The 18746-nt window shown below is 60.3% G+C and carries 14 protein-coding genes; 2 read left to right on the plus strand and 12 right to left on the minus strand.

Annotation, left to right across the window (positions count from 1 at the left end; translation table 11 throughout):
• Positions 1-33: 33 nt before the first annotated feature.
• From cyoE to hmpA, 7 genes are all read right to left on the minus strand, one after another.
• Entirely contained in the window at positions 34-921 is an 888-nt protein-coding gene (gene cyoE / locus DYL61_RS19585) for a heme o synthase (RefSeq protein ID WP_105524231.1), read from the minus strand.
• A gap of 11 nt (positions 922-932) precedes the next feature.
• The gene (gene cyoD, locus DYL61_RS19590) at positions 933-1274 is read right to left on the minus strand and encodes a cytochrome o ubiquinol oxidase subunit IV (protein WP_010206434.1); all 342 of its coding nucleotides are present in this window, start codon (positions 1272-1274) and stop codon (positions 933-935) included.
• On the minus strand, positions 1274-1900 hold the full coding sequence (locus tag DYL61_RS19595; protein WP_010206435.1) for a cytochrome o ubiquinol oxidase subunit III: 627 nt from the start codon (positions 1898-1900) through the stop codon (positions 1274-1276). Before DYL61_RS19595 ends, cyoD begins: the two co-directional genes overlap by 1 nt.
• A 3-nt stretch (positions 1901-1903) precedes the next feature.
• Entirely contained in the window at positions 1904-3922 is a 2019-nt protein-coding gene (gene cyoB / locus DYL61_RS19600; protein ID WP_135309693.1) for a cytochrome o ubiquinol oxidase subunit I, read from the minus strand.
• Between the two features lie 3 nt (positions 3923-3925).
• Positions 3926-4867, minus strand: coding sequence for a ubiquinol oxidase subunit II (cyoA, locus tag DYL61_RS19605; RefSeq protein WP_105697895.1), 942 nt, complete (start codon positions 4865-4867; stop codon positions 3926-3928).
• Positions 4868-5660: 793 nt separating this feature from the next.
• A complete protein-coding gene (locus DYL61_RS19615) occupies positions 5661-6167 on the minus strand; it encodes a disulfide bond formation protein B (protein WP_105697896.1) in 507 nt (168 codons plus the stop codon).
• A gap of 224 nt (positions 6168-6391) precedes the next feature.
• Positions 6392-7573 (minus strand): NO-inducible flavohemoprotein, encoded by a 1182-nt coding sequence (gene hmpA, locus DYL61_RS19620; protein ID WP_135309694.1) that lies wholly within the window; start codon positions 7571-7573, stop codon positions 6392-6394.
• A 147-nt stretch (positions 7574-7720) separates the two neighbouring features.
• Between hmpA and norR the strand changes: the two genes are divergently transcribed.
• Positions 7721-9244, plus strand: coding sequence for a nitric oxide reductase transcriptional regulator NorR (gene norR / locus DYL61_RS19625; protein WP_135309695.1), 1524 nt, complete (start codon positions 7721-7723; stop codon positions 9242-9244).
• A 139-nt stretch (positions 9245-9383) separates the two neighbouring features.
• Here the strand turns inward: norR and DYL61_RS19630 are convergent, their stop codons facing one another.
• Positions 9384-10286: a DMT family transporter gene (locus DYL61_RS19630; RefSeq protein WP_135309696.1), complete on the minus strand. Its 903-nt coding sequence runs from the start codon at positions 10284-10286 to the stop codon at positions 9384-9386.
• A 138-nt stretch (positions 10287-10424) separates the two neighbouring features.
• Between DYL61_RS19630 and DYL61_RS19635 the strand changes: the two genes are divergently transcribed.
• Entirely contained in the window at positions 10425-11300 is an 876-nt protein-coding gene (locus DYL61_RS19635) for a helix-turn-helix domain-containing protein (RefSeq protein WP_135309697.1), read from the plus strand.
• On the opposite strand, the gene DYL61_RS19640 is transcribed toward DYL61_RS19635, so the two are convergent.
• From DYL61_RS19640 to DYL61_RS19655, 4 genes are all read right to left on the minus strand, one after another.
• A complete protein-coding gene (locus tag DYL61_RS19640; protein WP_135309698.1) occupies positions 11297-13789 on the minus strand; it encodes a LuxR C-terminal-related transcriptional regulator in 2493 nt (830 codons plus the stop codon). The genes DYL61_RS19635 and DYL61_RS19640 overlap by 4 nt on opposite strands.
• A gap of 237 nt (positions 13790-14026) precedes the next feature.
• On the minus strand, positions 14027-15394 hold the full coding sequence (locus tag DYL61_RS19645) for a DUF1329 domain-containing protein (RefSeq protein WP_135309699.1): 1368 nt from the start codon (positions 15392-15394) through the stop codon (positions 14027-14029).
• 24 nt (positions 15395-15418) lie between these two features.
• Positions 15419-17191 (minus strand): DUF1302 domain-containing protein, encoded by a 1773-nt coding sequence (locus tag DYL61_RS19650; protein ID WP_135309703.1) that lies wholly within the window; start codon positions 17189-17191, stop codon positions 15419-15421.
• Positions 17192-17689: 498 nt separating this feature from the next.
• Positions 17690-18601, minus strand: coding sequence for an SDR family oxidoreductase (locus tag DYL61_RS19655; RefSeq protein WP_135309700.1), 912 nt, complete (start codon positions 18599-18601; stop codon positions 17690-17692).
• Positions 18602-18746: the final 145 nt, after the last annotated feature.

Below are 18746 nucleotides of genomic sequence, written 5' to 3' on the forward strand. Positions count from 1 at the left end.
CTCGAAGGCGGGGCTTTTTCATCGCTGTGACACTCAGTGAGCGTAGGTCAGCAACAGCTCTTTCGGCACTTGGAAATCCAGGGACATCATCACGCTGAGCGCGGTGATGGTGAAGATCGAGAACACGAACAGCTTGCGCGCCCAGACGGTGTCATCCACCGCCTTGTAGCCGGTCCAGGCCATGTACAACCAGTACATGCCCATGGCAGCGGCGACGGCAAGGTAGCTCATGCCGGCGTAGCCACTGAAGGTCAACATCAAGGTCGCCACGAGGAAGGCCAGGATGTACAGCAGGATGTGTTTCTTGGCCACCTGGATGCCACGCTTGACCGGCAATACCGGAATCGACGCAGCCAGGTAGTCATTGAAGCGGAAGATCGCAATGGCGTAGGAATGCGGCATCTGCCACAGGCTGAACATCACCAGTAGCGTCAGCGCGGCCATGTCGAAGCTATTGGTTACAGCCACATAACCAATCACCGGCGGCATCGCCCCCGACAGACTGCCCACCAGCGTGCCGTGAACCGACTTGCGCTTGAGGTACAGGCTGTAGAGACCGACGTAGATGACAAACCCGATCACGGCGAACAGCGCCGCCAACGGGTTGGCCACCTTGTACAACAACGCCACACCGGCAACACCCAGGATGGTCGCGTAGACCAGTGCCAGTTTCAGGGAGATAAGGCCCTGCACCAGCACGCGGTTCTTGGTGCGCTCCATCTTGATATCGATGTCACGGTCGATGCAGTTGTTGAACACACATCCGGAAGCTACCACCAGGGATGTGCCGATCATTGCAGCCAGGAAGATGGCCAGATCGACATGTCCCTTGGAGGCCAGGAAGAAACCGCCCGCCACAGAAAGCACGTTACCGAAAATGATCCCCGGTTTGGTGATTTGGATAAAGTGCTTAAGCGACATCGGGTCTTACCTCACTTCGCCATCATGAACGTATGGATGCTGAACATGATCCATATCGACAGGCCAACCAACAGCAGGATCACAAGACCTGCGAACACGAACGCAATCACGTTATCGCGCTGCTCTTTCGAGCGATCCAGGTGCAGGAAGTACACCAGGTGAACCAGAACCTGAATCACCGCGAATGCCAGCACGATCATCAAGGTGATCGACTTAGGCAGGGTCGGGTACATCACCAGACCGAACGGGATGAGCGTCAGGATTACCGACAGGATGAAGCCGATAGCGTAGGACTTAACGCTGCCGTGGCTCGCATCATGGCTGTCATGGTCATGGGAGTGTGCATTAGCCATTACAGGGTCCCCATCAGGTAAACAACGGTGAAGACGCAGATCCAGACCACGTCCAGGAAGTGCCAGAACAGGCTCAGGCAGCTCAGGCGAGTCTTGTTGGTGTTGGTCAGGCCGTGTTTATTGACCTGATACATCATCACCGCCATCCACAGCAGGCCGGCAGTTACGTGCAGACCGTGGGTGCCTACCAGCGTGAAGAACGCGGACAGGAAGCCGGAACGGTGCGGGCCGTAGCCTTCGGAGATCAGCAGGTGGAACTCGTTGATCTCCATGCCGATGAAGCCCAGGCCGAACAGGAAGGTCAGTGCCAACCAGCTCAGTACGCCTTTCTTGTTGCCCTTGTAGAAGGCCAACATGGCGAAGCCGTAGGTGATCGAGCTGAACAACAGCAAGGCGGTTTCGCCGAGCACGTAAGGCAGTTCGAAGATGTCGTGGCCCGACGGGCCACCCGCTACGTTGTTTACCAGTACCGCGTACACCGCGAAGATCGACGCAAACAAGATGCAGTCGGTCATCAGGTAGAGCCAGAAACCGAAAACGGTCATCGGCCCCGAGTCGTGGTGATGGTCATCGTGCCCATGGTCATCGACATGGGCGTGTCCAGCATTGGTCACTAAGTTCGACATGGTTTAAGCCTGTTCCAACGAGGTTTCTACACGGTTGGCCGGGATTTTCTTCTCGGCGACCAGGCGAGCGTGCTGCTCGGCTTCGATGCGCTCGATCGTTTCGACCGGGACCATGTAGCCTTGATCATCACGTGCTGCGTGGACAATGAAGTAGCCGATGGTGCCCACCAGGCTAACGATTGCCAGCCACCAGATGTGCCAGATCATCGCGAAACCGAACACGGTCAACAGCGCGCCCATCACCACGCCAGTGGCGGTGTTGTTCGGCATGTGGATCGGTTCATATTTAACCGGCTTCTGGTACGCAGTACCGTCTTCCTTGGCTTCGGTGAACGCATCAATGGTGTTCGCAGTAGGGATCACGGCGAAGTTGTAGAACGGAGGTGGCGACGAGGTCGACCATTCCAGGGTGTGGCCATTCCATGGGTCGCCCGACTCGCAAGCGTTCTGCTTACGGTCACGGATACTCACGTAGACCTGGATCAGCTGGCAGGCGATACCCACAGCGATCATCACCGCACCGAACATGGCAACGTACAGGTACGGTACCCACTCAGGGTTGGTCGTAGCGTTCAGACGACGGGTCATGCCCATGAAGCCCAGTGCATAGAGCGGCATGAACGCGACGAAGAAGCCCGAGATCCAGAACCAGAATGCAGCCTTGCCCCAACCTTCGTTCAGCTTGAAGCCAAACGCTTTCGGGAAGTAGAAGCTGAAACCTGCGATGTAGCCGAATACAGCACCACCGATGATCACGTTGTGGAAGTGAGCGATCACGAACAGGCTGTTGTGCAGTACGAAGTCAGCACCCGGGATGGCCAGCAGTACGCCAGTCATACCGCCGATGGCGAAGGTCACCATGAAGCCCAGGGTCCACAGAACCTGGCTGGTGATACGCAGACGGCCGTGGTAGATGGTGAACAGCCAGTTGAATAGCTTCACCCCCGTCGGGATGGAAATCAGCATGGTCGCCAGGCCGAAGAAGGCGTTGACGCTGGCCCCCGAACCCATGGTGAAGAAGTGGTGCAGCCAAACCATGAAGCCCAGTACAGAGATTGCGCCCGATGCATACACCATCGAGTGGTGACCGAACAGGCGCTTGCCGGTAAAGGTCGAGATCACTTCGGAGAAGATACCGAACGCTGGCAGGATCAGGATGTACACCTCAGGGTGACCCCATGCCCAGAACAGGTTCACGTACATCATTGGATTGCCACCAAGTTCGTTGGTGAAAATGTGGAAATCCAGGTAACGGTCAAGCGACAGCAGCGCCATGGTAGCGGCCAGGATCGGGAACGAAGCCACGATCAGGACGTTGGCCCAGGTGCAGGTCCAGGTGAAGATCGGCATGTCCATCAGTTTCATGCCAGGGGCGCGCATTTTCAGGACGGTGGCCAGGAAGTTGACCCCCGTCAATGTCGTCCCGAGTCCTGATAACTGTAGCGCCCAGATGTAGTAGTCCACACCCACGCCCGGACTGTACTGAATGCCCGACAGCGGCGGATACGCAACCCAACCGGTCTTGGCGAATTCGCCGACGCCCAGGGAAACGTTGATCAGCACCACGCCGGAAACCAGCAGCCAGAAGCTCAGGGAGTTCAGGAACGGGTAGGCAACGTCACGCGCACCAATCTGCAGCGGCAAGGCAAGGTTCATCAGGCCGGTGAAGAATGGCATCGCCATGAAGATGATCATGATCACACCGTGAGCGGTGAAGATCTGGTCATAGTGTTCAGGTGGCAGGTAGCCAGGCGAACCCTCGGTGGCCATGGCCAACTGGGTACGCATCATGATGGCGTCGGCAAAGCCACGCAGCAGCATGACCATGGCCACGATGACGTACATGACACCGATTTTCTTGTGGTCGACCGAGGTCAACCACTCGGTCCACAGGTAGGTCCACTTCCTGAAATAAGTGATTGCCGCAAACAGCCCCAGACCACCCAGCGCGATCATGGCGATGGTCACCATCACGATCGGCTCGTGGAACGGGATCGCATCCCAACTTAATTTACCAAACATCGTTTACTCCTCTGCCCCAGCAGTTGAATGCGAGCCCGTGTCAGAACCTTCAACCGCGGCCACTTCTTTCTTCTCGTGCTTGACCGGCTTGCCTGGCTTCATACCTTCGTACTTGTCGACGATTTTCTGAAACAGGTCCGGCTCATACGTGGAGTACAGAGCGACTGGGTTGTTCTGGCTTGGTTTGGTCAGGGCATCGTATTCAGCTTGATCAAGCTGTTTAGGTGCGGCCTTGACTTCGGCTACCCAGGCGTTGAAATCTTCCTGGCTCGTCGAGATGGCTTTGAATTTCATGCCGGTGAAGCCAGCGCCGCTGTAGTTAGCGGAGATGCCTTCCATTTCGGCTTTTTCGTTGGCGATCAGGTGCAGACGGGTCTGCATGCCGGCCATCGCGTAGATCTGGCCACCCAGCGCAGGGATGAAGAACGAGTTCATCACGGCGTCGGAGGTGATCCGGAAGTTAAGCGGAGTGTTTTCCGGGAACTGGATCTCGTTGACAGTGGCGATACCCAGGTCTGGGTAGATGAACAGCCACTTCCAGTCCAGCGCGACCACTTCGATGTTGATCGGCTTGACGTCGGATTCCAGCGGACGGTACGGGTCCAGCTCGTGGGTCGACTTATAGGTGATGTAACCCAGGGCGATGATGATAAGGACCGGAACCAGCCACACCGCGATTTCAATCTTGGTGGAGTGCGACCACTTCGGCGCGTAGGTCGCGCTGGTGTTCGACGCGCGGTATTTCCAGGCGAAGGCGAAGGTCATGATGATCACAGGCACCACAACCAACAGCATCAGCAGGGTAGCGGTGATGATCAGGTTTCGTTGATCCAGACCGATCTGTCCTTTAGGGTCCATCAAGGTCCACTTGCAGCCTCCAAGCATTAACATCATGCCAAGCAGCGGCAAAAAGCCTAGTAATCGGGGGTACCTGTTTTTACTCATCTCACGACCTCTAAAGCAGCTTGCGCAATGCAGTTGGGTTTTGATCGCCAACACTTCACCCTGCCAAGGGTTGGCATTTCTCTTCGATTGAATAAGAGCCTGCCCGTCACGCCATAAAGCTACGTTTCACGGACCTGCGGTGAGTTCTTATTCGATTTCGTGGTTAAAGGCCTTGTTACAGACCAATTCCATTTGGTGCGGATAGTTGAAAGGCTGCCGGAACCTTGGGGTCGCACAGAGCCATCCATCTGCCCCTCGACCGCTCCAGTGCTCAAATATTGAACAGCACCGGACATTCAGTGCGGGCGATTGTAGTTAGCTAGCGATGTATAAACCATGTCTTATAAAGAAATAATTTTTATCGATTACAGCAATAATCCTTCACCAAAACCGCAAAGGTTCGCGATCTTATCGCGTTCGATTCTCAACAAAAACCACAAAAATTGCCGTGTTATAGGGCAAACCACCCCTGCCCTTACGGCGTGTAAGGGCATGGCAAACGGTTGCAACCCCCCATAAAACAAGGCATTCGGACATCACGCAATGACACGTGCGGCGCGTGTTACACAGCGCCGCCTAAACGACGAACTGACAGCACAAATTAGCCGCGGGATGCAAATTTAAGCGGCGGTTTGCCGGGTCAGAAACGTCCTGCGGCAGCTTCCGTGTGACAACATGTCGCACACTGCGCACACCCGTTATTGCTCCGCGTCACGCTCTGTTCACAAATCCCTACACGCAAAAACGCCCCGGCCCTCCCTTAAGGAGGACCGGGGCGTTTGTATTGAATGACTCAGGCCTTGCGGTGGCGATTGCGATAGATGCCCAGGGGCACCAGGATCACCGTCAGCACGAACGCCACCAACGCCCACTGCGCCAGGGACAGGCCCAGTACGGGCGGGTACGGCGTGCTGCAAAAGCCATCGACCTGGAAGCCCAGCGGGAACACCTTGGCCAGCGGCAGGTCATCGACAATCGGTTGCAGCACATCGACGCCGCAACTGACCTGAGGGTAGAACTGGGTGTACACGTGATGACCCGCCGCCGCCACACCGCCGAGGGCGCTGAGGATGACCAAGCCTTCAAAAAACGTCAGGGCGCCCTTGGTGCGCATGGCCGCGCCGATAAACGCAAAGATCGCGATCAGCAGCAGCGCATAGCGTTGCAGGATGCACAGCGGGCACGGCGCCTCGCCCAGTACCACCTGCATATAAAGTGCACCACCGATCAGCGCCAGGCAGATGATGCCCAGCAACACCAGAAAGCGCCGCTCCCTGCCTAAACGCAATTCGTCATTCATCTCCGTTTCCCTTTGTTTGGTTGTGCCTTATGGGCGCAAGTTTACACACAGGGCACCGTTTAAACAGAGGGCGGTTAACAGCGGATTAATCAGAAGGAATAGAGAACCAATGTGGGAGGGGGCTTGCCCCCGATGAGGGTGGATCAGCCAATACATCTGGTAGCTGATACACCACCATCGGGGGCAAGCCCCCTCCCACATTTTGCCCTGTGTTGTGCCAGGGATTATTCCAGCGCAGCAGCCGGGCCAAAGAACTCATACCGGCTTTGTTTCTCGGGAACACCCAAGGCCTTGAGGTGACGTTTGATAGCACCCATGAAGCCCTTAGGGCCAAGGAAGTAGGCATCAATGTCACGCTGTTCGGGCAACCACGCCGCCAGTTGCTCCTGGCTCAGCAAGCCCACTTTGTCTGCCGCCGGGCTCACGCCGTCGTCCTCGGCATAGCAATAGAAGCGCTTGAGCTGCGGATGCTCGGCCGCCAGGGCATCCACCCAATCGCGGAACGCATGCACCCCGCCGTTACGCGCGCAGTGGATAAAGTGCACCGGACGCTCTGTGGCCAGGGCCGCTTCCAGCATCGGCAAGGTGGGGGTGATGCCCACGCCGCCGCTGATCAGCACCAACGGTTTATCGCTGGCCGCCAGGGTGAACTCACCCGATGGCGGGAACAGATCGATCGTCGCACCGACGTGCATCTGGTCATGCAGGTAGTTGGACACCCCCCCACCGGCTTCGCGCTTGACGCTGATGCGGTACAAGCCCGAATCGCTCAGGGCCGAGAGGGAATAGTTGCGGCGCACTTCTTCACCGTCCAGCACCAGTTTCATGCCGATGTATTGGCCTGGGGCGGCGGCCAGGATCGGGCCGTTATCCACAGGGGCAAAGTAGAAGGAGATAATCTCGTCGCTCTCTTCCACTCGCTTGACCACCACGAACGGCCGTGCACCGCGCCAGCCGCCGGGTGCCTGGGCTTTCTCGTCGTAGATCGCCGCTTCTGCGCCAATCAGGATATCCGCCAGTTGGCCGTAGGCCGCGCCCCACGCACTCATCACCTCTGGCGTAGCAATCTCGCTGCCCAGCACCTCGGAGATCGCCCGCAACAGGCACGCGCCGACAATCGGGTAATGCTCCGGCAGGATCTGCAAGGCCACGTGCTTGTTGATGATCTTCGCCACCAGGTCGCCCAGTTGGTCCAACTGGTCGATATGCCGCGCATACATCAACACCCCATTGGCCAGGGCGCGAGGTTGGTCACCGCTGGCCTGGTGGGCCTGGTTGAACAACGGACGCACCTCGGGGTACTCGGAGAGCATCATGCGATAGAAATGGGTGATCAGCGCTTCGCCGCCGCTTTCCAGCAGGGGCACAGTGGATTTGACGATGGCACGGTCTTGGGCACTCAGCATGGCAGACTCCTGATTCTATTTACGGATTGCCTTTGCTTACTCAGTATTCGTGCCAAGTTATTTATCGTTATTTATCAATGATTTGAATAATGTGTAGTCAGTATGACTTCCTACACACTATAGTCATAAGGACTACAAGGAGTCTTTATGACTGCACAATCACTGCTCACCACCCTGTTGCCGCTGGTCGCCGACCTGTCCCGCGAGCTGCCCGAAGGCGAGCGCTACCGCCGCCTGCTGCAAGCCATGCGCGCCCTGTTGCCGTGCGATGCTGCGGCGCTGTTGCGTCTGGACGGTGAATGGCTGGTGCCGCTGGCGGTGGACGGCCTGAGCCCGGACACCCTGGGCCGACGCTTCAAGGTCAGCGAACACCCGCGCTTCGAGGTGCTGCTGAGCAGCCCCGGGCCGACCCGCTTTGACAGCGACAGTGAATTGCCCGACCCCTACGACGGCCTGGTCGCCGGCGTACACGGGCACCTGGAAGTCCACGATTGCATGGGCTGCCCGCTGTTTGTCGACGATAAACCCTGGGGCCTGCTGACCCTGGACGCCCTCGACAACGAGCGCTTCGAACGCGTCGAGCTGGACGCCCTGCAAGCCTTCGCCAGCCTCGCCGCCGCCACGGTCAACGTCGCTGAACGCATCGAACGGCTGACCCTGCGCGCCGAAATCTACCGCGAGGCCAGCGGCCAGCAGCACAAGGAAATGATCGGCCAGAGCAAGCCCCACAAGCGCCTGGTGGAAGAGATCAAGCTGGTGGGCGGCAGCGACCTCACGGTGTTGATCACCGGCGAAACCGGCGTCGGCAAAGAGCTGGTGGCCCAGGCAATCCATGCCGCGTCACACCGAGCCGACAAACCGTTGATCAGCCTCAATTGTGCCGCCCTGCCGGAAACCCTGGTGGAGAGCGAACTGTTCGGCCATGTGCGCGGGGCCTTTACCGGCGCGCTGAACGAGCGCCGCGGCAAGTTCGAACTGGCCAATGGCGGCACCTTGTTCCTGGATGAGGTGGGCGAGCTATCTCTGAGCGTGCAGGCCAAACTGCTGCGGGTGCTGCAAAGCGGCCAGTTGCAGCGCCTGGGTTCGGACAAGGAACATCAAGTGGATGTTCGCCTGATCGCCGCGACCAACCGCGACCTGGCGGACGAAGTGCGCAAAGGCCGCTACCGCGCCGACTTCTACCACCGCCTCAGCGTCTACCCCTTGCAAGTGCCGGCCCTGCGCGAGCGCGGACGCGATGTGTTGCTGCTGGCCGGGTTCTTCCTGGAACAGAACCGCTCACGCATGGGCCTGGGCAGCCTGCGCCTGACCAGCGATGCCCAGGCGGCGTTATTGGCGTACAACTGGCCGGGCAATGTACGGGAATTGGAGCATTTGATTGGCCGCAGTGCGCTGAAAGCCTTGGGCAACTGCCGTGAACGGCCGAAGATCCTCAGCCTGAGCGCACAGGACCTGGATTTACCCGACGTGAGCGCCCCGGTGATCGAGGAACCGACCGAGGTGGCGCCCATCGTCACCGGCGATCTGCGCCAGGCTACCGAGCACTTTCAGCGCCAGATCATCAGCGCTTGCCTGGCGCGCCATGCTCACAACTGGGCCAGTGCGGCGCGGGAGTTGGGATTGGACCGGGCCAACCTGGGCCGCATGGCCAAGCGGCTTGGAATGAAGTAGCTCAAACACCGCGGTCAAATGTGGGAGGGGCGGTGCGACGATTCGACTTGCCCCCGATGACTGAGTGTCAGGCAATACATGTGTTGACTGACCCACCGCTATCGGGGGCAAGTCGAATCGTCGCACCGCCCCTCCCACACTAGGCCTGCTGTGCCTTGAGGATTGGGTTCACCGCTTTGGGCTTCCTGAACACCAACACATTCCCCAACATCACCAACACCAACCCCGCCAACGCCGGGGCCGTCCACTGGTAGCCCTCGGCGAACGCCGACACATTCAGTGCCACCACCGGGAACAACACCGTGCAATACGCCGCCCGCTCCGGCCCCATGCGCCCGACCAACGTCAGGTAGGCGGTAAACCCAATCACCGAACCCGGAATCACCAAGTACCACAGGGCGCCGATATACCGCGCGCTCCAGTCCATCTCGAAGGGAATGCCACGCACCGCGCAGTAGGCCGCCAACATCGCCGAACCGTAAGCCATGCCCCAAGCGTTAGTGGTCAACGGTTTGAGCCCGGCCTTCTGTTGCAGGCTCGAGAGCATATTGCCCGCCGAGAAGCACATCGTTCCCAGCAATGCCAAGCCCAAGCCAAGCAAGGTCTGCGGGCTGGCGGTGTGCCCCACCAGCTCCGGCCAGAACAACAGGCCCAAGCCCGCCAGGCCAAGCCCGCCGCCCATCAACACGTTGCGTGCCACGCGCTGGCCGAAGAACACCCGGGCATTCAGCGCGTTCCACAGGGTGGCCGTGGAAAACACCACCGCCACCAGGCCGCTGGGAATCCATTGGCTGGCGGTCAGAAAGCACATGAAGTTCACGCAAAACAGGCACAAGCCCTGGGCCAGGCAGATGAGGTGCCCGCGCCGGTTCATCACCTGCAACTTGCGGCTCACCAGCAACAGCGCAAACAGCACCAACGCCGCCAGGCCAAAGCGATAGACGATGGACACCGGAATCGCCACCACGCCCAACTGCCACTTGAGGGCGATCCAGGTGGTGCCCCAGATCAGCACGGTGAGTAAATACAGGGAAAGGTTCATAGCAGGCTCCATCGGTTGAGCCACAGTGTTGTCCTGAACCCGCGCCGGTCTCTTGCACAATCTTGCGCTTTTGTCGGGTGCCGGGATCACAACGCCAGCATCGCGGAGTAGGATGCAAGGCGTCGGAGAGTACGAACCATGCCAGAACTGGAATCCCTGCAAGTCTTTCAAGCCCTTAACCGCTCGCCCAACGCACGCCTGGAAGCCTGCGCCGAGCTCGGTGACGGCTTGTCTGCGGCCCTGTGGAGCAACCACCACGATGCCCAGGACTACCAGGCGCCGAGCCATCACACCTTGTCGTGCTACATCGGCGGCGGCACCGGCACCTTTCGGCGTGACCAGCCGGGCACCAAGGGCGGGCCGGACAAATTGTGCATCCTGCCGGCCGAGCATCAGTCGGCCTGGGTGATCAACGGAGAGATTCGCCTGGCCCATGTGTATTTCAGCCCGGAGCAATTCGCCTTGGGCTGCGTCACGTTGCTGGACCGCGAACCGCGCACCCTGCAACTGCGCGAAAGCACGTTCCTGGAAGATGCCAGCCAAGCGCGGCGCTTCCATCAGCTGATTGCCCTCAACTGGCACGAACCCGCCGAGCGCCTGCTGACCAGCAGCCTGGCCCATGAAATGCTCAGCCACACCCTGTTCAGCCAGGTCGGCGCACGCGAAGGGCTACGGTTGAAAGGTGGGTTGGCCGCGCATCAGCGGCGATTATTGGTGGAGTTCATCGACCAGCATCTGGAAGAGTCGATCAGCCTCGGGCAACTGGCCGGGATGTGTGCGCTGTCCGAATACCACTTCGCGCGGATGTTTCGCCACAGCTTCGGCCTGCCGCCCCACCAATACCTGCTGGCACGCCGGCTCACCCGCGCCCAGGCCCTGCTGCGCAGCGGCGCCCTGCCCTTGAGTGAGATCGCCTTGATCTGCGGATTCTCCAGCGCCAGCCACTTCACCCACCGTTTTCGCCAGGCCATGGGTGCCACGCCCGGCGAATACCGCCAGGCCTTCTGCGCCTAGACCATCAAGCCCAGCGTCTTGGCCTTGGCCACCGCTTGGGTGCGCCGCTCCACGCCGAGTTTGCTGTGGATGCGCCGCGCGTGGGTCTTGACGGTGTGCAGGGAAATAAACAGACGGTCGGCGATTTCCAGGTTGGAATTGCCCAGGGCGATCAATTGCAGCACTTCCAGTTCGCGCTGGCTCAGGGGGTTTTCCACGGTGCCCGGCGTTGCAGCCTGCGGCTCCATGCCCAATTCACTCAACAACCCCGGCGAGCGCAAACGCAGCTCGCGAATCGCCTGCTGCACCTGACAGCGTGCCGCCAATGCCAGCCCGGTTTGCAGTGAGCGGCGTGCCAGGGTGGAGTCGCCCACTTGCCAGGCTACCTCGCCGAGCACCAGATGCAGTTCGGTTTCCAGGCAGAGCATGCCGCGTTGGTGAGTGGTGTCCAGCAGCGCCGTCAGCCGCGCCACGGGATGCTCGGCGCAGCCCAACTTCACTTCCGCCAGCACCAGCAGGTATTCAAGACGCGGAATCAATTCCAGGGTGGCCGGCGGTGCTTGCTTGGCCAGGGGCCCACGGAAATGACGCAGTACGCGGCGCACCGCTTCCACGGTCAATTCGGCGCGACCTTGCTGCAACCAGAAATGCCCGCTGACCAACAGCAGCACGGCGCGGTACACCGTGTCCGGCACTTGGCGTTGCTGCATGAGCCGTTCAGCGTCGCGTAGCTGGACAAACGCCTGGGCGTAATCGCCGCGATTGGCCGCCAGCAAGGCCAACCCCAGAAAGCCATAAAGCACGCGCTTGTCCTGGCTGTGCAGGCACATCTTCAGGCCGCTCTCGAAACACTCGGCGGCCAGGCTGTCCTGGCCCTGGCGCAATGCCAGGTGCCCACGGCGCAGGGCGATGCGCCCCACCAGCGGCCCAGCCTTGAGGCGTTGTTTGAGCAAGATCCCCTGCACATTTTCCAGCAGGCTTTGCGCCCGATACGGTGCACCGCGCTGTTCCAGCAACTGTGCGTGGTCCAGTTCCAACAAGGCTTCCAGCAGCAACGAGCCGTGGGCCCGAGCCAGGCACAACGCTTCGCGGTTGAGTGACTGGGCCACCTCCAGCTCACCGCGCAGCAAGGCTTGCTGGGTGAGCCCCGACAGGCACATCAGCCGCGACGTCCACGCACTGTCGGGCAAGGCCTGCAGCGCTTCGAGAAAATGCACGCGAGAGCGTTCGGCATCGCCACTCAAGTGCAGCAACCAACCCCATTGCGCCTGCCAGCGCGCCAGCAGGTAACGTTGCTGCGCCGCCGTCGGTTGCGGGGCGAAGCGTGCCAATTGGTCGATGCATTGCGCGGCCTGATCGAAACGCCCGGCAAACAGCAACGCGGCGGTGACCAGCCCCACCAACTGCGCCGAGCCGAGCATCAGCTCGTCGCCGTGCTGTTCATGCAGGCGCAGCAGCAGCACCGCATTCTGCTGGCGGAACAGGTCCTCGAAGCTGAAATGCTGCAACAGGCTCACCGCCACTTCATATTCTTCGGCCAGCAGCGCCTGTTCGAACGCGGCCTGCCAGTCCTGTTCGGCGGTGAACCACTGGCAGGCGCGACGGTGCCAGGAACGCTTGGCCGGCCATGGCGCGTCGCGCAGCAGCTGAGCCAGTGGCGGGAAGACCTGCAACCAGTCGGTGTCTTCCCACGGCTGGATAAACGCGCCGAGGGCCTGCAAGTCCCGCAGGTACTGGTCACCGTCGCCAAAGCCGAACAGGTGCTCGCACAGCCCGGCGTTGAAACGCGGCAGGTGGGCCAGTACGCGCCAGGCTTCGGCCAGCTCGGCCGGCAAGGCGCTGAACAGTTCGTGTTGCAGGTAGTCGAGCAAGGTTTTTTCAGGATGACCGTCGCCGAGCAAGGCGATGCGCACACCGGCGCACCAGCCGGCGCTGAACTGCAACACGCTGTCGATGGGCTGCCCCGGCAGCAGTTGTTGGATCTCTGCCGGGGTGAAGGCCAGCTCGGCGCCACATTCCAGCAGTTCATCGTCGAGCAACAAGCGCGGCCAATTGCACTGGGGTCGCCGGCGCGCCCCCAGCCACCAGGTCAGCGCCGGGCTGCTGGCGGTGAGCAAGCGGTCGAGCAAGGCATCGGTGTCGGGCGTGGGCAGGCGGCAAAAATCATCGAGGAATAACCAAGCCGGTGACTGCCAACGGGCAAGGTCCAGCAGCAATGCGGCTTCATCGGTAAACACCAGGCCGAGGTTTTGCGCCAGGCGCTGACAAAGATCGAGGGGGCTCAAGGCCGTGCCGTTGAGCGGCAACCAGTACACCTGGCAGCCCTTGGGCGCCTGCAATGCACATTCAGCCAGCAACGCGCTCTTGCCGCTGCCGCCAGGGGCGCACAACAACTTGACCCGGGCCGGCGCCGCCAACAACGGCTCGGCCAGGCGCGGACGTATCACATGATGGGAGGACAGCCGAGGCATGAATCCAGGACGGTCCAGGCAGCGTGTCATGGCGGTCATTGCTGCATCCTGCGTTTTTATTGTTATGCAACCTGATGCGTACCCTAGTCCTGTGGTTGGGGGTGTTGAAGAAGTATTCAGCGGGGTGATTGCCCGCCATAAAAATCAAAGTGTGCACAATCCTATGTGGGAGGGGGCTTGCCCCCGATAGCAGAGTATCAGTCAACAACTGTGTGACTGATGCACCGCCATCGGGGGCAAGCCCCCTCCCACATTTGACCTCATTTTGATTTGGGATCAGCGAACGCCCGAGGCCCTCAGGGCGGCCGGGGTGTAGTCGGCGGCCTTGGCGGCGAAGCCGAACACGAAGCTGCTCTTCTCTTCGTTTTTCATGCCCAGGGCGATGTAGCGACCGGCGATGATGTCGTACAGGGTTTCCACGGTGTAGGCCGGGGTCTGGTGGTCGTAGTAGAACTGCGCGTGCCCTTCGGCCACCCGCCACAGTTGGCCGCGGCCGTCGTAGTGGTCCACCAGCGCGACTTGCCAGCTGTCTTCGTCGATGTACATGTGGCGCTTGGCGTAGATGTGCCGCTCACTCGGCTTGACCGTGCCGACCACTTCCCACACGCGGTGCAGCTCGTAGCGGGTCAGGTCCTGGTTGATGTGGCCAGCCTTGATGATGTCGTCGTACTTGAGTGTCGGCTGGTCCAGCTTGTAGCTGTTGTAGGGGATGTACATCTCCTTTTTGCCCACCAGCTTCCAGTCATAGCGGTCGGGTGCGCCGGAGAACATGTCGAAGTTGTCGGAGGTGCGCAGGCCATCGGACGCGGTGCCCGGCCCGTCATACGCCACTTGCGGCGCACGGCGTACGCGGCGTTGGCCGGCGTTGTAGATCCAGGCCAGGCGCGGTTCCTTCACCTGGTCGAGGGTTTCGTGCACGAGCAACACGTTGCCGGCCAGGCGCGCCGGGGCGGTCACCGATTGCTTGAAGAAGGTCAGCACGTTGGCCGCCTTGGCCGGGTCCATGTCGGGGATCAGTTGCGGCACCGCCACTTCTTCTTCGAATCGGATCGGCGTGTAGCTGCCGTTGGTCTGCGGCGTGGCCTGGGTGATGATGCGGCGCAGGTTGCCGCCGTGGTAGCGGGTGATGTGGTTCCACAGCACTTCCACGCCATTCTTGGGAATCGGGAACGCGTAGTAACGGTTGCCAGTGAAGCCTTCCAGGCCGTTGCCATCGTTGATCGGCTTGACGTTCAGCGCGCTGCGCTTGATCGACTCGTAGATATCCGGCGGCAGGTTGACCGTACGGTGGGTCGGGTATACCGGAATCTTGTAGGTCTCGGGGTAGCGCTTGAACATCGCCACTTGGCCGTCGGAGAGTTTGTCCTTGTACTTGTCGACGGTGGCGGCGGTGATCACGAACAGCGGTTTTTCATTGGCGAACGGGTCGGCCAGGAAGCCCTTGCTGTCCACCGCACCGGCGTTTTTCGGGATGCCACCGGTCCAGGCGGGGATCGAGCCATCGGCGTTGCCGGCTTTTTCGGCACCCACCGGGGTCAGGGTGGTGCCGAGCTTGGCGGCTTCTTCCGGGGAGACGGCGGCCATGACGTTGGCAGCCAACAGGCTCAGGGCCAATACGCCGCATTGCAGAATCATCTTGCGCATAAAGTCGTCCTTTTCAAACCGTGATCAGAAGTTCGCGCCGACGCTGAAGGACAGGAAGTCGCGGTCGGTCAGGGTGTTGTAGTCGCCACCAAAGAAGTCGGTGTAGCTAAGACTGGCGGTGTAGGTGTTGCGGTAGTCGGCATCCAGGCCGACGCTGATGGCCTTGGCGCCTTTGTTGAACAGGCCGTTGGGGCCGTAGCCGGCGACGTCATGGGACCAGGACAGGTTGGGCTTGAGGTTGATCCCACCGATCACGTTGTTGTAATCGAGGATCGCCCGTGCTCGGTAACCCCAGGAGTTGGCCGTGACGAAACCGTCGGTATCACCCTGGTAACCGTAGGCGCCGTATACCGAGTCACGGCCGTAACGCAGTTTGGATTTGTCTTCCAGCCCACCGACGTGCACGAAGGCCGCTTCGCCCACCAGGGTGAGGCGTTCTGCGCCCAGGACCTGGTCGAAGAACTGGGTCATGGTGCTTTGGATCTGGGTGATTTCCTTGCGGCGGTAGCCGGCGTTGTCTCCGCCCAATGTTGTACGGATCGGCGAGGTGGTGCCGCCGGTAATCGGGTTGAGCAAGGCCAGGGTCAGGTCGTTGGTGTTGAGCTGGACCGGTGCATTGGGCCGGTAGCTGATTTCACCGGTCCAGGCCGTGCCGGTGGGCAAGGTAGTGGAAAAGCTCGCGCCGTACAGGCGGATGTCTTCCGGGTAATCGAGGTAGTACTGGCCACGGCCAAGCATGATGCTCTGGGCCAGCGCCGAACGAAGCGCCGCCGGGGCCAGCGGCAGAATACTGCCCAGCGAGGCAGCAGTTCCGGCGCCTGCCGTAATGGTGCCGACAGTCGGTGTGCGGCTGTGGTAGTTCATAAAGTACAGGCCGTACTCCGTGTCGTCCCCCAACCAGCGCAACGCTGCACCGAACTGCCCGCCATCACGGGCCTCACGGTCCTTTGCACGCTGCACCACTACGCCTTCGCGGTTCACCTCGAACCCCTGTCCAAACGCCGCCGCCAGCGGTTGCAACGGTGCTATCGCCGGACTGGCCACCGTGTAGTTGCTGTTACAACCATGCGCCACCACATCGTTGCCAAAGAACGTACCGCAGTTATCCACAACGGTGTTTTGCCAGTTCAACTGGTAGAACCCTTCCACCGTCAGCTGATTGGTCAGGCTCTGGGAGGCGAACAGCATGTTCACCGGAATCAGCCCTTCCTTGATCTCTGCGCCGGGACGGCGGAAGGCCGAAACGTCAATGGGGTTGATGCTGTTGATGGAGTTACCAATAAAGGTACTTTCACCCCAACTCACCACCTGTTTGCCCACTCGCACGTTGCCCGGCAGGTCGCCGATGGAATAGTTGTGGTAGATAAACGCATCGAGCAACTCATAGCCGGACGAGCGTGCGCCCTCGTCGCGGTGGTGATTGCTGATCGGTTTGAATTCGCGGTCTTCGTCCTGCAGCTCGAAGTCGTACCAGTATTTGCCGCGCACGAACACGCCGCTGTCACGGTACTTGAGTTCCAGATCGTGAATGCCCTTGAAAATCTTGGAGAACGTCTCGCCCTTCTTGAAGTTCAGGCGCCCGTCATCGCCGGTAGAAGCCTGGCCCGTGCCGCCGTTGGAAACGCCCACCAACTTCTTGTCGGCATCGCGCATGCCCCAACTCGCGCCGACCGACAGCGAGGAGTCGAATTGCCCTTCGATCTCATCGCCAATGTTGAACGAAACAGCCTGCGCCTGGGCACAGCAGCCCAGCGCCACGGCAACGGCCAGCGCCTGTGGCCTGAAGATGGCGCGCATTGTTGTTTTTGTCATGCGTCTTCCCCGGTGAGTGACAGAAGGCCCCACCCTACTGCCGCCCGCCAGGAGCGATAAGCGCACCAAGGAGGGATTCGCGTTGTCGCTCGAAAGGATTACCGGGCGCTCTGGCCGGGGTCTGGGCGCGGGCATGCACTGGGTAAATGGCGGGTTATCAGGGGAATGGATGGTGCACGAACCAACTGTTGCTGTTCTCGCAACAGTCCTTGTCATGAATCGGCATTACTCATTTTGTTACTAACGACTATTCTTACCGGGCTTTCGGGGCAAACGGCCCGCTTCCCCAACCGGAAGAAAAGCCAGATTCAAATGGATTGATGCCTGTTTTCAATCTGTTACCGGTGTTCACTGACGTTGATTTATCGCTCCTTGATCCAACGTCTTACTTCGGCCGCTGCCTTTGCAGCGGCCTTTTTTATGCCCCCAATAAAACGGGGCGCTGTCAGCGCCCCGCAGGATTCAAATCTTTTCAAGCAACGATCAGAGGCTGTACTTCTGCAAGTTGGCCATCATCTCCTTCAACGCCTCGATGGTGTCTTTGGGATGAGCCGCGCCTTCAAAGTCGCAAATCTGTTGCCAATGGGCCGCCACATCCTCGGGCGAAAAACCGGCCTCGGGATCAAAACCTACCCCCAGGCTGCGCTCCCAGCGGGTCTTGCCGATCCAGCCGCCGCCCACTTCAAACAGCCCTGAGGTTTCCTGGCACGCTTCGCTGCCCAGGTACACCACCAGCGGGCTGACCAGCTCCGGCTTGAGGCGCTCGAACACTTGCGGCGGAATCAAGCCCTCGGTCATGCGGGTGCCGCCAGTGGGGGCGATGGCGTTGACCAGGATGTTGTTCTTGCGCCCCTCCAGCGCCAGGGTGCGGGTCAACCCGTACAGGCCGAGCTTGGCCATGCCGTAGTTGGACTGGCCGAAGTTGCCGTAGATGCCCGAGGTGGACGACGTGAAGATCACGCGGCCATAGCCTTGCTCACGCAGATGCGGCCAGGCGGCGCGGGTAACTTTGTAGGCGCCTTCGACGTGCACGCGGTAAACCAGGTCCCAGTCGCTGTCGTCCATTTTGTGGAAGGTCTTGTCGCGCAGGATGCCAGCATTGTTGACCACTACGTCGATACGACCGAAGGCGTCGAGCGCATTCTGTACAAGCTTGTCACCGTCGGTGACAGAGTCGTGGTTGGCTTCGGCGATACCGCCGGCTGCGCGGATTTCGGCGACCACGCGGTCGGCAGCCGAGGCATTGGCGCCTTCGCCCTGGGTGGAGCCGCCCAGATCATTGACCAGCACTTTCGCCCCGTGTTTGGCGAACAGCAGCGCATGGGCCCGCCCCAACCCGCCGCCGGCACCGGTGACGATCACGACCTTATCCTGGAACTGCACTGACTCACTCATACCGAACTCCAAAGGGGGCAATGGGAATGGGTCGAGTGTCGGGCACGGGGCGTCTGGTCACAATAAAGTCGGCCAAGGCTGAATGGTGCGCGATAAGGCTGGGGGATGATGAAGACACCTGTAGTGAGCGGGCTTGCCCCGCGCT

The organism is Pseudomonas nabeulensis, from assembly GCF_004682045.1.
In the GTDB taxonomy this organism is placed as follows: domain Bacteria; phylum Pseudomonadota; class Gammaproteobacteria; order Pseudomonadales; family Pseudomonadaceae; genus Aquipseudomonas; species Aquipseudomonas nabeulensis.